A 14,431-nucleotide genomic window follows, 5' to 3' on the forward strand; every position below is an offset into this window, starting at 1 on the left:
AAATTAAAAACAAATAAATTATGAGTCAATTCACAGCACAGGCAGCAACAACAGCTGCACAAGATCAAACAGGTTCTATCACTTTAAACGGCAAGGTAATTACTTACACGGTGAAAGGTAATATCATCATTTATTCGGATGGTAAAGTTGCGGCGCCTGCTATTATAAGTACCGATTTTAAAAAAGCTTATGCAACGGCTATTGTGCCGCCGGTAATTCCACCAGTAGACCCTCCGGTAGATCCTGATTTCGTGAGCATAGGTACGGGTTCAGGTCAGCTGATTCTGGAGCCGCTTGCCAATACCAATGTGAAGATTGTTCCGGGTAATTACAGTTACATCTATGTGGAGAAAGCAACCAATGTCAGAATGGATGCAACTGGAGTAGTGTTGAACGGTGGAAGTATCGATATCGGCCAGGCAGACAACTTCGAGTTGTGGGGAGCATTAATTACGGATCAGACTTACCGCGCTATTTCTATTGAAAACCATAGCAACGGGATATACCTGCATGATATCAGCTTTAAAAATGTGGGCGACTATACCATTTCTTATCACTACAAAGGGGTGTATGATGGTACAGATGCATCTGCTTCTAAAGACTGGAAATTGGAGCGGCTTACTTTTGAAAATACGAGTACAGGGTTTCATTGTGATGGCGCATTTGCCCCCGAAGGAATTGTAAATCTGATGCGAAACTTTAAATTCCTGAATTGTGTAGTTAAGAATTGCCCGGTTATTGGAAATGTAGTTTATGTTGGACAGGCTGATGGTTATGAAATTGCCGGAAATATTGTTGACAATATCAATACAAGATATGATGATCCTAATGCTCCGAACGGCTACCATAATGGTATTTTCCATCTGGATGGTAATGGATCGTTCCATGACAATAAAATCACGAACCACCAGGGAAATGCAATTCGTGCATGGGGGGTGTCTTACGGTGCTGAAGTTGAGGATATCTCCATTTACAATAACATCGTTTGGAACAGTTGGAAATATTCTGCTTTTGAGCTTCAGGTTACTCCGGAAATACAGGATTATCTGGCGGCTTATCCTTCCAGAATTAAACCTGCTAATGCGCAGGTATATAACAATACTGCCGGTCATCTCAACAGATCCCATGACTGGGAAGGGGTAATGATCGATCTGTATCAAACTGGTGGTACACTTGAATATTACAACAACCTTGGTTTTGAAATGTACAGAGAGGATGTATCACGTCCGATAGGGGATATGATCAACATGGGCGGGCCACAAATGATCCGCAATGAGAATAATCAATACTTCCCTTCACAACAAGAGGCAGTTGCTGATACCGTTACTTTTCTCTCTTTGATCCCAGGTGTTGGTGCACAATAAACTATCAGAGTAAAAATTAGTTCATCCGGTCAGGGATATTCAAATATAAGCGCAGAGGGAATAACCCCGGGAGCTTTATATTTCAATAACCTGCACCGGTTTGACTATCAGCTTATAACATAAGCTATCAAATTAAATAACAAATACATCCTTATGAAAAATATACACCCGAAAACAATTTACCTGTTCATTTGCTCATTGCTTATCATCTTATCGGGATGCGGAACTTCCCGTCACGTATTTCGGGCAACGGAAAAGAGCAAACAGGAAACTGCTCAGCAAACTAAAAAGGATACAGTGAGTTTAACGCTTGATCATTCATTGACTACGATCAGAGAAAAAGCAGATACCATACTGGTTATTCCCGGACAGGTAATTACCACAGACACCTATATTGATTATGATGATCTGGTGAATGGGGTAATGGCTATTAAAAGCCCGCTTGCAGAGGTCAGTTTAATTTTAAATCCTGTAACGAAAAAACTTTCGGCCAGAGCCTTTATCAAGGAGCAGGTGATCCCGCTGAAAATTAATAAAGAGACAGTTATACGAAAAAACTTAACGGTACTATCAAAGAAAAATGAGCTTAGTTTAAATACAAACAAAAGTGAAGCTGAACAAACCCTTAAAGAAAAAGAAACCTTAAAATTAAGTACATGGCTTCCTGCTTTGTTGATATTGATTGCCCTGGGATCTGCTTTTTACTGGATAAGGAATAAAAGCTGGTCATGATCAATTGATTTTTGACAACTCAGCTCAGGGGCGTCTTCCTGCAAAAGAAAATTTCAGATACGTTTCATTATTTGCTAGCTTTAATTAATCGTTGTTAACTGGTAGAAAAATGAAACGTATTGCTATTATATTCTGGATGCTTTACATGTTGTTTTTTGCAATCCCATTTCCTATGATTTTATATTATACGATCAATAGTGAATATGATATAACTGACCTTAAAGACAAAAATCCGTGGTTAGTACTAAGTGTTTTGGCAATTTCAGTTCTATTCTGGACAATCCTTCTGGCAGGGTTCTTTCAAAAATGGGTATTAAGCGTTTTTGTGAAAAAGCATCGCCTGGAAAAGCTGCTGGTTAATGGAATACGCCGGGGAGCTAAAATTCTAAGTGTAAGCAAGGTTTCAAAGACGGGCGATAAATATGATGCTTATGAACTGGACTTATCCGTAAATAACCTGGCTGATACAGAAATTGTCCTGCGTAAAGCGAGGGTCACAGATAGCAGACCGTACGAACGTCGGTTTGAGGCAGGCAAAAAAGTTGACTTGCTGATTGATCAGGAACTGAAGCATGTTCCATGTTTTATTTTTGCTAGTACTAAGGTGGCTATAAATACAAAAGCTATCCTGCTTGGTGTTTTAGGTTGGTTAACCATGCTTGCCTTAATCATTGGTTATTATATTTATGCTTATCAGTCTGAAAGCTTTGGTATGGGCTGGCGCTTTATGAGTTTTGCACATCCGCTGATAGTTTGCTCAACGGTATTGCTGTTATATCATATTTTAGGAAAAATTGTTTTTAGGATAACAGAGAAAAAACCGGATAAGCTGAACCAGATCAGGTTTAAAGGGAAAAGGGCAGCTGCAAAAATTGTTAGTGCCCGTCAAACCGGCAGATTGATGAATGCACAGCCAGTAATCCATTTTGAACTTGAATATACTGATGATCACCAGCATAAATATCATAAAGGGCTGGAAAAAGTCGTGAATTTGCTTGATCTGAATAGTACTCAGCAGGAGCGTATTGACATTTTTTATCTCAGAGAGGATCCGGAAAGTATTGCTTTTGCCAGTGATATTAATAAAAAAAGCTAAACACAATGAAAAAGATATTTATCTTATTTATTTGCGGCAGTTTATTTTTAAGCTATAAGCCAGTATCAAAAGGTCTGATTTTTTAACTAATGGCGGAGATGATAAATCTTCTCCTTTGCCATTTTAGCTATTACGATGTCAAATACTTTTATTATTGCTTATTCACGAAGATGCCTCTGAAAGCAGACCAGCACGCATTCTTTATATCAATAGGAAGTGCGTCTTTTACATAAAATTGAATACCGTTTTCATCGTAGAAATAACGGAAATAATTTCCTAGTCTATCTGGTTTCTCACCCGTATGAATATTTTCACGATTAACCAGCCAACGAGAGTAAGTTACTTCAACGCCATTCAATGCATCCTCAAGATCTTTAATCTTACCAGAATTCTTGTCGCTGTTAATCATATCACTATAGTCTTTCATATCAAATATCCATTTAATTGGCAAAGATACGGAATATAAAAGGGTTAAGAGACTATTGCTTAGATTGGCCATTTAATCCTGCTCAAATCTGGGGGGATTTGAGCAGGATAGGGTTATTAAATTGGTTATCTTCTTTCGTTAAATACACCAAATTCTGCGATTTCAACCGTTGAACCTGTTTGTTCTGCCTTAATTCTCACTTTATCACCATAAACGGTATCAAAACGGTGAATCTTTATTTTATGAGCGTTTTCTCCAGAGAAAATAGTCTTCCATACACCATCCAAACGATATTCTAATTTATATTTCCTGATCGTTACCGGAGTTTTATCGGCAATCACTACCATATTAAAAGCTTTCTCTTTTCTGAATTCAACCTCATACCATGGTTTATCAACTCTTGGATTAACTTTCCATGTCGTATTAAAGTTATCATCATTCGCGAAATCCATAATATTCATATCATCACTCCAGCTTCCGTCGGCAGGTTGGTTTTTAGCCAGATTTGGAGAAATTATTGGTGCATCTGCTGCGGGAAGTTTCTGCGTAGCCCCTTCATTCTTCCAGACTTTTCCTATTTCTTTTAAGGCTGCCAAAGCGTTATCATCAATTAATCCGTCACGGTTTGGTGCTACGTTCAGGATAAAATTGCAATATGCATTATTGAAGGGGATGATATTGTCATTCACCATTTTAAGCGGATCTTTTACTGGTGTTGTTGGGAAAGATGTTTTCCAGAACCAGTTTTGCTGTAATGGCAAACAAGAAAGGGCTGGCAGTTTATTGGTTTCCTTTGAAATATGCTGGCCCGCTCCCTGTTCATAGGATTTGATATCAGTATAATATAACGCTTCTGATGGGTATTTAGCTGCATTTAAATCCATTACCAAACAGTTTGGCTGGATAGATTTAATCAAAGTATAAATCTCTTCAAATGGAACATCATCATATGATATTCTTGACCATGGGGCGTCCCATCCATCAATAATCAGGGCATTGATTTCACCATAATTGGTTAGCAGTTCTGTTAACTGTGCTTTTATCATTTTTATATGTTCGGGCGTAATCAGGTTTGGCCTTAATTTATGGTGCGTATCTAAAATGGAGTAATACAACATCACTTTTAGTCCGTTTTTCCTGAAAGCATTGACATATTCTTTAACTACATCTCTTTTCAATGGGCTATTCATGACATTATAGTCTGTAGTTTTAGTGTCCCAGATAGCAAAACCACTGTGATGTTTGGTCGTTAAACAACCATAAGTCATGTTGGCAGATTTTGCGGCTTTTGCCCATTGCTCACAATCCAGTTTTTTGGGATTAAAGATTGCAGGTGAAGCGTCCGGATCAGGCCAGTCTTCGTCCATATAGGTCGGGATATTATAATGGATAAACATCCCAAAACGCAGGTCTACAAAGTCTTGTTGTAAGCTGGTTAGATCTTTTGCTTTGGATAAGTGCTTATTTTGTGCCCAGCAAAGTACAGGGATAAAAATAAGCAGCAGGATAAGGAATAAAAACTGGTCAGGTCTTTTCATAATGGATTGGTTCTGGTTGTTTTATAGATTCAGGTTGCTAAATCATTAAAGCTAATTATTTCCTCCATCCAGGCAATCCTGGTCACCTAATTAATACATTCATTTTTCTTTCCAGCTGCTAAATTAGATTAGCTGTTTCATTTAACATTTTGTTAATACGTCTGTCATTTGGCAGCTCTAATTTTGCTCCATATTTTATGGGCGAAAACAATACTGCCGGATTTAACGGAGATCATGTAAATAACTTCGATGGAAAAGCATTTGAGGATCTTTACAGGCGCATGTATCCTACGCTAAAGAAATATGCGATTTACCTGATAAAAGATGTAGAAGAAGCCCAGCTTATTCTGAATGATGTGTTTATCGCCATCTGGAAAAATAAGACCCGGATTTCAAATGAAAAAGCATACCTGTTCCGGGCGGTAAAAAATGCTTCAACAAATTACCATAAGGTTTCCAGGATAAATTTTCTGCACATAGAGGAGGAAGAACTGCCCGGCATCCTGGATGAAACAGCAGATCCTGCTCAGCTTTATCTCGATAAGGATAGGAACCGGATCTTATACAATTTGATTGATCAGATGCCGGAACGCAGACGTTTGATTTTCTATTTATATCGTATAGATGGTTTTAGCTATAAAGAAATCGCCGCTTTATTGGATATCTCAGTCAGAACGGTGGAAGACCATCTGGCCAGGGGCTTTCTGTTCTTGCAGCAGAGGATACTGAAAAACAAGTCAGAATTCCGGTAAAAAGAGCCTTAACGATTTCTTAATGTATTGTTAACGTTTTACAGCCCGTAGTGCATGCCCTGTTTCTTGTCTTGTTTCTATAAAAGCATAGGAATGGATCAGGAGAACTGGAAATTTGTAATGGATTATTTATCCGCAAAGGAGAATGCCAGCGGCAACGTTCAGAAAATTGAACAAGAAGAGCAAAAGATACAAGAGTGGCTGAGTAAAGACCCCGGACACCAGCAAGAACTGGATCAGGCTTTATGGCTATGGGAGAATACAGCTACGTTGCCTGAGAATGACGAGTGGAAGGAAAGTTTTAATACTATTCAAGCTTCTTTACTTCAGGAGGCATCTCGGAAAACCATTAGGCTTAAGTTCTGGCTGGCTGCTGCCGCTGCTATTGCCGCAATAACACTATTCACTTTATTCTATAAAGTAAAGCATCCGGTTTTACAGCAGACCAGCATCGCATGGATTACAAAGTCGGCCAGTTCCGGAAAGATGAGCAAGGTGATGTTGCCCGACAGCTCACAGATTTGGTTAAATTCCGGCAGTAGTATCAGTTATCCAAAAAACCTCCGGCATGCTGATTTAAGAACTGTCAAGCTCAAAGGGGAAGCATTTTTTAAAGTAAAACGGGACCCTCAGCATCCCTTCGTAGTACATAGCTTAAATATCCGGACGCGTGTGCTTGGAACAAGTTTTAATATTTGCGCATGGCAAGGGCATCAAACTGAAGTTACTGTGCTCACAGGTAAAGTGGCCGTTTCCAGAGATTCAGCAGGTATACAATCGGCGGCTATTCACCTGCTGCCAAATCAAAAGGCAATCGGTAATTCTGCTAAACTACAATTGGAGAACGTGGAAGATGCCCGGACTGCTATTGGCTGGACTGAAGGTAAAATGGTTTTTGACCAGCTGCCTGTAAAAGAGGTTTTTGAGGCTTTAGAGCGGAGATATGCAGTGAGAATTATAACAGATCAGCCTTTTAAAGGTTGCAAACTCACGGCGAAATTTAATAATGTCAGCTTAAATGAAGTGTTACAAACCATTCAGATAAGCCTGGATATTCATTACACAATAAATAAACAGACCATTTATATAAAAGGAGGTAAATGTAATTAGACAACTATAAAGAAAAAGCCGAAGCATGTTGACGCATGCTCCGGCTAATGATTTCAATTTTATTTTAACCCATCAACGATTAAAACACACAAAGTTATGAAAAAGTCCGCAGTGACTAATCAATTAATTTTTAAAGTAATGCGTTTTCTTACTCTCATTTATTTTATGCTTTCTGTCTTGTTCTTTGCCGCGCAAGCCTCGCCTTTAAAGGCGCAGGGGCTGAATAACAGAATAAGTTTCAATTTTAAAAACGGCACTTTAACAGCATTGCTGAAAAGCATAGAGAAGAAAACCAGCCTGTCTTTTGTTTACACCAACAAAGATGCAGTATTGAACCAGCAGGTAGAGGCTGTTAAAGCGGACAATGAAATGGTGAGCAGTTTGCTTGACCGCATACTCACGCCGATGCAGTTAACTTATGTAGTCCAGAACAACCAGGTTATTATTAAAAAAGCTGTCCGGGTTAAAGGTAAGGTAACCGATGAAAAAGGTTTGCCTGTACCGGGGGTAAATGTGCTGGAAAAAGGCAGCAATAACACGACGACAACTAACCTGAACGGTGATTATAGCTTGAATGTAAGAGAGTCCTCTTCCACTATTCTGTTTAGAATGATGGGCTATCAAACTAAAGAATTCACCCTTAAAGGAGAAACAGTGGTCAATATCAGCCTTATTCCGGATGAAACCGGTTTATCTGAAGTGGTGATTACTGCGTTAGGTATTAAGCGGAATGAAAAAGCACTTGGCTATTCTATTGCCACCTTGAAAGGTAGTGATGTGAATACTGTCAAAGAGGTGAATGTGGTCAATTCCATTGCCGGAAAAGTAGCGGGGGTAAATGTAGTGAGTACGGGTTCTGATCCAGGATCTACTGCCATGATAACCATTCGCGGACAATCATCGATTGCGACCGATAACCAACCACTTTTTGTTGTCGATGGTGTTCCTGTAGCACATTCGCTGCGGGCGACTTCTGAAGTAGGCCGTTCTTCTGTAGATTATGGGAGTCCGGTTGCTGATATCAGTCCTGATGACATTGAAAGCATTACCATCTTAAAAGGGGCGAGTGCTGCGGCTTTATATGGCAGCAGGGCAGGAAGCGGGGTGGTACTGATTACTACAAAGAGTGGTTCATCAGCCAAAAAAGGTTTAGGTGTAAGTTTTAATTCAAATGCGATGTTTGATCAGGCCTGGATGTTTCCGCACTTCCAGAATCAGTTTGGTGCAGGAGAATATACGGATGATCCGGCAGTAAGTACGACCTCGGCCTGGGGCCCGCGTCTGGATATAGGCACCAAGCATTTGCAATGGAACAGTCCGCTTGATGCCCAAAGTGGAAAACCTATACCTACGGATTGGGTATCACATCCAAATAATGCGAAGGACTTTTATAATACAGGTTCTACCTATACCAATAACATTGCCATCACCGGTAAAAATGCAGATGGTAATTACAGATTGTCATATACCAATATGGTCAATAAGGGGATTGTGCCGCATACAGATCTGAGCAGGAATACCTTGAACCTGGCAGCAACCTATGTATTGCATCCTAAAGTAAAGATCAGTACCAATATTGGGTATGTAAATAATAAAAGCGATAACCGGCCTTCGGCTTACAGGGAAAGTGTGACACAAATGGTTTACTCCATGCCTTCCAATATGAATATCAATGATTTGAAGAATTACTGGAAAACAGGCCGGGAAAACTTAGAACAATTTTCTCCGGATGATTCTGATAATCCATATTTTGTGGCTTATGAACACACCAATGGTTATGACAGAAATCGTATAACCGGAAATGTACAGGCGGTATTCGATATCACGAATGATTTAAGCTTAATGGTACGTACAGGGCTTGATTTATACAATGAAGAACATGAAACCAAACGTCCTTTTAGTGCGAAGCGGTTCAAATTTGGTGGTTATGGTGTAGATAATTCTTTCTTTAAGGAGCAGAATACAGATTTCCTGCTTAGTTATAAGAAAACCCTGAACCAGGACTGGTCGTTTGGCTTGTCGGTTGGGGGAAACCAAATGGATCAGACTAACAGAAGTACGGCTCAGCGTACCGAAAGTTTAAGTATTCCGGGAATTTATAATATCAATAATGCGCGTGCAGGAACGATCACCAATGCACAGTATAGTTCCCGTAAACGAATCAACAGTTTATATGGAATGGGGCAGGCGTCGTTTAAGAACATGGTATTTCTTGATGTAACTGGTAGAAATGACTGGTCAAGCACATTACCTGCTCAAAATAATTCTTATTTCTATCCTTCAGTTTCATTGAGTACTGTTTTAACGGATGTGTTCAAAGTGAAATCTGACCTGTTATCTTTTGCTAAAATCAGGGCAAACTGGGCACAGGTTGGAAGTGATACTGATCCTTATCAGCTCTACAATACGATCCCTTTTAACCAGGATTGGGGCGATGTGAAAAGAGCGACCATTGAGTTTAATCTGAAAAATAACTTCTTAAAGCCTGAAATCGCAACTTCTTATGAGTTTGGTGGAGATCTGCGCTTTTTTAATAACAGGTTAGGTCTGGATGTGACCTGGTATAAGACCAATAAAAGAAACCAGATTATCAATATTCCAACAACCATTACTTCGGGTGCATCGAACCGTTTAATCAATGCTGGAAACATTCAGAACAGCGGATGGGAAATCGGCTTGAATGCTGTTCCTGTTCAGGGTATATTTAAATGGGAAATTGGTGCAAACTTTACCAGGAATGAAAATAAGGTTATCTCTTTAATGGAAGGTTTGCCGGAATATTCGATGGGTAGTGCAGATGGAGATAATATTCGTTATTTGATAAAAGAAGGGACTAAAATCGGAGATTTCTACACACCAAGTTATACTAAAGTTCCGGGCGGACAATATGCCGGAGCAGCCTTGTTGGATAAAACGGGACACTATATCCGTAATAATGCTGAATATATAAAAGTTGGAAATTATAACCCTGATTTTACCATTGGTTTTAACAATACTTTCAGCTATAAAAATCTGACACTTAATTTCCTTTTAGACTGGCGCAAAGGAGGTAACTTTTACTCTTATGTGGTTAAAAGTTTAATCAATGCAGGTTTAACAGACAATACAATTGCTGGCAGAGATGCACAAACCGGAGGTTTGCCGTGGGTTGATTCACAGGGTAATAAGCGAAATGACGGGATGATTATTCCAGGTTATATAGCCAGTGCAGATGGTACTTACAATGAGAATAAGGTCATTATTGCAGCATCTGATTTTTACAATAATACCTATAATAAGTATTATGAACGCTTAACCTATTCTGCTTCCTTCCTGAAGCTCAGGGAAGCTTCTATAACCTATGTGTTTAGTAAAAATGTATTGGGCAAATTGCCAATAAGCAACCTTTCCATTTCACTGATCGGCAGGAATTTGTATACCTGGACTGCTAATGGCCTGGGCTACGATCCGGAAACGACGATGAGTGTAACTGAAGGATTTAAGCTGGGTGTTGGCCATTGGACCCTACCCGGGACACGCTCTTTTGGCTGTAAATTAAGTTGTAATTTTTAATCCGTACCCAAATGAAATTCAGATATAAAACTATCCTGGTATTGTTCATGGCCATACTCAGTGCCTGTACTAAAGATTTTGACAAAATCAATACCAATCCAAATTCTCCGGAAACGACTAACACAGAGTTCCTGATGTCTGAGGTCATCTTATCTACTGCTTATGGCTACCAGGAAAATGCAGCAGGCAGAAGACCTGCTTCAGCGGCAAGGTATCTTACGCTGGCCCGTAATACTGGTTATGACCTGTTTGACTGGGGGCCGGTAGACTGGGATGATGTATATACCCGTTTATCAGTGAATAAAACTTTGCTGGAAACGGCGCAAAGCCGTTCTGAAAACCAGTATGTCGCGATCAGTAAAATTATGAAAGCTTTTAATTTTGCTTACCTGACCGACCTGTATGGAGATATTCCTTATTCCCAGGCATTGAAGTCGAAGGAAAGTAATCTCATTTATCCGGAATACGACCGGCAGCAGGTTATCTATCCTGATTTATTGAGAGAGTTGCAGGAGGCTAATGATCTTTTAAAAGGAAGTACAGGGGAAATTAATGCTAAAGGCGATGCGTTATTTAATGGTAAGGCGCTGCAATGGCGTAAGTTCGCCAACACTTTGCGTTTAAGAATGTTGTTGCGTATTTCAAAAGTTTATGGCGCTGCATTTACTGACATGCAGACCATTTTGAATGACAAGGCCACTTATCCTGTTTTTGAGAGCAGTGCTGATAACGCGGCAGTTGCCTATCTGGGGAATTTAGCCGCTTATAGCTGGCCTGGCGGCCCACTGGCGATGATTGATTTTGATTATCAAAAGACGAAAGTGAGTAAAGAGCTAGTTGACAGACTTGTGCAAATAAATGATCCGCGCCTGGGTCTTTGGGTAGAGCCGGTTAAAAGTACTATTGGTTCAACTGTAGATCTTAATAAATATGTTGGCGTACCTAATGCGATTGATGCACCTGCTGCATATAATGGGGGAGAGGATCATGTTTCTGTTTTCTCTTCTGGTTTCTTTAGAAAAAATGGCGGTTCTTCTAATCCTTTATTGAATGCCAGTCTGATCACCTACACTGAGCAATGTTTTATTCTGGCAGAAGCGATCCAGAAAGGGAAACTTACTGTACCGGGAGAAACTGCTGAATCCATGTATTACAAGGGAATTAAAGAGTCTATGAAGAGTTATGGGCTCACAGCTCCTGCAAATTACTTTGACCAGCCGCTGGTTAAATATGACGGTACATTGGAACAGCTGATTACCCAGAAATGGATGGCGATGCTGTTTAAAGGATCAGAAGGCTGGTTTGATCAGCGCCGTACCGGTTATCCGGCTTTTGTGACCGGCCCTTTGGCTGCGGGCAGGGGAATTCCAAAACGCTATGTTTTTCCAGATTCTGAAAGTGCGAAAAACAAAGTTAATTATCAGAAAGCAATCTCTGTTTTTGGCCCGGACAAAGAGTCTACATTAATGTGGTACCTGAAATAATTTAAAATTTTATCAAATGAACAAATCTATATATACTGCTGCATTGCTTGTTATTGTGGCTTTTACGAATATTCAGGCACAGGATTTTAATCCGAAACCTTTTCCAGACCGCGTAATTTTAACGTGGAAAGGCAATACTGATGTTAGCCAGACAGTAACCTGGCGTACGGATACTACAATTGTGGGAGCCAAAGCACAAATTAAAGCCGAAGATTCCAGCCCTGCGATGGAAGAAGCGATTACAGCTTATGATGCAGATTCCCGTTCATTGTCTGGTGGTCAGAATTATGCGACAGCGAAGTATCACAGTGTTACTTTTAATAATTTGAAGCCCGGAACGGTATATGCTTACCGCGTAGGTGCTGGTGAATATTGGAGTGAATGGTTTCAGTTTACCACAGCCTCTGCTGATCAGAACAAGCCTTTTTCTTTTATTTACCTGGGAGATGCGCAAAATGATATCCGTTCTAAGTGGTCACGTGTAATCCGTAAAGCATTTTCTCATGAACCGGATGCGCGTTTTATTATCCATACGGGTGACTTGATTAACAGGTCAAACAATGACAAAGAGTGGGGTGAATGGCATTATGGTGGTGGTTTTATCAACGGAATGGTTCCAAGTATGCCTTCACCGGGAAACCATGAATATGTGCGTGATGAGAAAAGAAAATTGATATTGGATCCGCATTGGGGTGTACAGTATACTTTGCCCGGAAATGGCCCTAAAGGTTTAGAAGAGTCTGTTTATTATATCGATTATCAAAATGTACGTGTGATTTCATTGGATTCTCAAATGATTATTCTGGACGAGGCTTCTGCAAAGGCTGAGTATGAATGGCTGGAAAAGGTTTTGAAAGAAAATACAAAATTGTGGACGGTTATCACTTTTCACCATCCTATTTTTTCTACTGCCAAAAGCAGAGACAATAAAGACTTCAGAGAGCGGTTTAAACCTTTATTTGACAAGTATCATATAGACCTGGTTTTGCAGGGACATGACCATACGTATAGCCGCGGACAAAATTTGCCACGCGGATTATCGGGCAGGGAAGTCAGCGGGCCAGTATATTTAGTTTCTGTTGCCGGCCCTAAAATGTATAAAGTGGACGGGGCAAAATGGATGAATGTTTCTCTGGAAAATACTCAACTGTTCCAGGTAATTCATGTGGATGGCAAAAACCTGAAGTTTGAAGCTTACAAAACCTCCGGAGAGTTGTTTGATGCTTTTTCCCTGAATAAATCAAGCAGGGATCATGCTGCGGAATTTACAGATATGAACCCTGCTGCAAAGCAATAATTATTAAATGATGAATTGTAAAACAAACTTACTGGTACTTGTATTCAGCTGTTTTGCGGTGATCACATTTGGGCAGCGGAAATTGGCTCCGCTTCCCAAATGTAAAAATGGCTTTATCGTGATCGCACATCGCGGAAGCCATCTGGTCAAACCTGAAAATAGTATAGCTGCAATTGAGGAAGCTATTGATCTTGGTGCAGATTATGTGGAAATAGACCTGCGTACAACCCGTGATGGTCATCTGGTTTTGATTCACAATGAAACCGTAGATCATACGACCAGTGGTAAAGGCAGGATTCAGGATTTGAATCTGGACGAGGTGGCGATGCTGACGCTGAATGCCAAGGATGGTCATTTATATAGCTTACCTTCTTTTATGGAAGCTTTAAAAGCCTGCAAGAACCGGATTAATATTTACCTGGATTTTAAGCAGGCTGATGTAGCACAAGCTTATGAACAAATTAAGGCTGCGGGTATGGAAAAGCAAGTGCTGGTTTATATCAATAAGGCGGAGCAGTATAAGGCATGGCGGGCGGTAGCTCCGCAAATGCCGCTGATGTCTGGCTTGCCCAGGCAGATCAAGAAAGAAGAACTAAGCACTTTTCTTGATAAAATTCCATTGGAAGCAACTGATAATATTTCAGATCCAGCGCTTGTTGCCGCACTTAAAGAAAGCGGATTGTCTGTCTTTTTAGATGTACAAATGGCTGATGAAGATCCGGTAAAGTGGAAAGTTGCAATGGATAAAGGAGTTCAGGGTGTGCAAACCGATCATCCGGAAGCACTTCTCAGGTACTTGAAAACAAATCATTTGCGTGATGGAATAAAGGTTTCTGGGCTTTAGATCTTTAAAACATTAAAAATGAGATTTGAGTTTTATTTCAAATCTCATTTTTAATGTTTTTTAGCTGCTTCAAATCTTTTGCTTTTGTCTTTCTCTAACGGCTTGTTATCTTTCACTTTCCGTCTCTCTTGATCAGGTTCAGATATTACTTCTTTAGCCTGTGAGCTGTCCTTAACAGTGGCACACCAGGTAACAGTGTCCTCATTGAACAAACTATAAAATGTAACAGAATCCC

11 protein-coding genes are annotated in these 14,431 nt (G+C 40.0%); 9 read left to right on the forward strand and 2 right to left on the reverse strand.

Features of this window, described 5'->3' with window-relative positions:
• Positions 1–20: 20 nt before the first annotated feature.
• From HDE70_RS16915 to HDE70_RS16925, 3 genes are all read left to right on the forward strand, one after another.
• Positions 21–1,364, forward strand: a complete 1,344-nt coding sequence (locus HDE70_RS16915) for a hypothetical protein (protein ID WP_183866386.1) — start codon at positions 21–23, stop codon at positions 1,362–1,364.
• A gap of 153 nt (positions 1,365–1,517) precedes the next feature.
• Positions 1,518–2,096, forward strand: a complete 579-nt coding sequence (locus tag HDE70_RS16920) for a hypothetical protein (protein ID WP_183891316.1) — start codon at positions 1,518–1,520, stop codon at positions 2,094–2,096.
• A gap of 109 nt (positions 2,097–2,205) precedes the next feature.
• Positions 2,206–3,192, forward strand: coding sequence for a hypothetical protein (locus HDE70_RS16925; RefSeq protein WP_183891317.1), 987 nt, complete (start codon positions 2,206–2,208; stop codon positions 3,190–3,192).
• A 151-nt stretch (positions 3,193–3,343) separates the two neighbouring features.
• Here HDE70_RS16925 and HDE70_RS16930 read toward each other — a convergent pair whose 3' ends face one another.
• Together HDE70_RS16930 and HDE70_RS16935 are read right to left on the reverse strand one after the other, a co-directional pair.
• Positions 3,344–3,619, reverse strand: a complete 276-nt coding sequence (locus HDE70_RS16930) for a hypothetical protein (protein WP_068396121.1) — start codon at positions 3,617–3,619, stop codon at positions 3,344–3,346.
• A 125-nt stretch (positions 3,620–3,744) separates the two neighbouring features.
• On the reverse strand, positions 3,745–5,157 hold the full coding sequence (locus tag HDE70_RS16935) for an alpha-L-fucosidase (RefSeq protein WP_183891318.1): 1,413 nt from the start codon (positions 5,155–5,157) through the stop codon (positions 3,745–3,747).
• Positions 5,158–5,354: 197 nt separating this feature from the next.
• Between HDE70_RS16935 and HDE70_RS16940 the strand changes: the two genes are divergently transcribed.
• The 6 genes from HDE70_RS16940 to HDE70_RS16965 all read left to right on the forward strand — a co-directional run bounded on the left by HDE70_RS16940 (position 5,355) and on the right by HDE70_RS16965 (position 14,196).
• Positions 5,355–5,909, forward strand: coding sequence for an RNA polymerase sigma-70 factor (locus tag HDE70_RS16940; RefSeq protein ID WP_183891319.1), 555 nt, complete (start codon positions 5,355–5,357; stop codon positions 5,907–5,909).
• Between the two features lie 93 nt (positions 5,910–6,002).
• Entirely contained in the window at positions 6,003–7,019 is a 1,017-nt protein-coding gene (locus tag HDE70_RS16945) for a FecR family protein (protein ID WP_183891320.1), read from the forward strand.
• Positions 7,020–7,115: 96 nt separating this feature from the next.
• A complete protein-coding gene (locus HDE70_RS16950; protein WP_183891321.1) occupies positions 7,116–10,571 on the forward strand; it encodes a SusC/RagA family TonB-linked outer membrane protein in 3,456 nt (1,151 codons plus the stop codon).
• 11 nt (positions 10,572–10,582) lie between these two features.
• Positions 10,583–12,055: a SusD/RagB family nutrient-binding outer membrane lipoprotein gene (locus tag HDE70_RS16955; protein ID WP_183891322.1), complete on the forward strand. Its 1,473-nt coding sequence runs from the start codon at positions 10,583–10,585 to the stop codon at positions 12,053–12,055.
• Positions 12,056–12,071: 16 nt separating this feature from the next.
• The gene (locus HDE70_RS16960; protein WP_183891323.1) at positions 12,072–13,352 is read left to right on the forward strand and encodes a purple acid phosphatase family protein; all 1,281 of its coding nucleotides are present in this window, start codon (positions 12,072–12,074) and stop codon (positions 13,350–13,352) included.
• 7 nt (positions 13,353–13,359) lie between these two features.
• Complete coding sequence (locus HDE70_RS16965) at positions 13,360–14,196, forward strand: glycerophosphodiester phosphodiesterase family protein (RefSeq protein WP_183891324.1); 837 nt, start codon at positions 13,360–13,362, stop codon at positions 14,194–14,196.
• Positions 14,197–14,431: the final 235 nt, after the last annotated feature.

This window comes from Pedobacter cryoconitis, from assembly GCF_014200595.1.
In the GTDB taxonomy this organism is placed as follows: Bacteria; Bacteroidota; Bacteroidia; order Sphingobacteriales; family Sphingobacteriaceae; genus Pedobacter; species Pedobacter cryoconitis_C.

Excerpts from the sequence above, each read along its gene's own strand:
- HDE70_RS16925 (WP_183891317.1), top strand. The coding sequence starts at position 2,206 with ATGAAACGTATTGCTATTATATTCTGGATGCTTTACATGTTGTTTTTT.
- HDE70_RS16915 (WP_183866386.1), top strand. The coding sequence starts at position 21 with ATGAGTCAATTCACAGCACAGGCAGCAACAACAGCTGCACAAGATCAA.
- HDE70_RS16935 (WP_183891318.1), bottom strand. The coding sequence starts at position 5,157 with ATGAAAAGACCTGACCAGTTTTTATTCCTTATCCTGCTGCTTATTTTT.
- HDE70_RS16955 (WP_183891322.1), top strand. The coding sequence starts at position 10,583 with ATGAAATTCAGATATAAAACTATCCTGGTATTGTTCATGGCCATACTC.
- HDE70_RS16920 (WP_183891316.1), top strand. The coding sequence starts at position 1,518 with ATGAAAAATATACACCCGAAAACAATTTACCTGTTCATTTGCTCATTG.
- HDE70_RS16960 (WP_183891323.1), top strand. The coding sequence starts at position 12,072 with ATGAACAAATCTATATATACTGCTGCATTGCTTGTTATTGTGGCTTTT.
- HDE70_RS16945 (WP_183891320.1), top strand. The coding sequence starts at position 6,003 with ATGGATCAGGAGAACTGGAAATTTGTAATGGATTATTTATCCGCAAAG.
- HDE70_RS16940 (WP_183891319.1), top strand. The coding sequence starts at position 5,355 with ATGGGCGAAAACAATACTGCCGGATTTAACGGAGATCATGTAAATAAC.
- HDE70_RS16950 (WP_183891321.1), top strand. The coding sequence starts at position 7,116 with ATGAAAAAGTCCGCAGTGACTAATCAATTAATTTTTAAAGTAATGCGT.
- HDE70_RS16930 (WP_068396121.1), bottom strand. The coding sequence starts at position 3,619 with ATGAAAGACTATAGTGATATGATTAACAGCGACAAGAATTCTGGTAAG.
- HDE70_RS16965 (WP_183891324.1), top strand. The coding sequence starts at position 13,360 with ATGATGAATTGTAAAACAAACTTACTGGTACTTGTATTCAGCTGTTTT.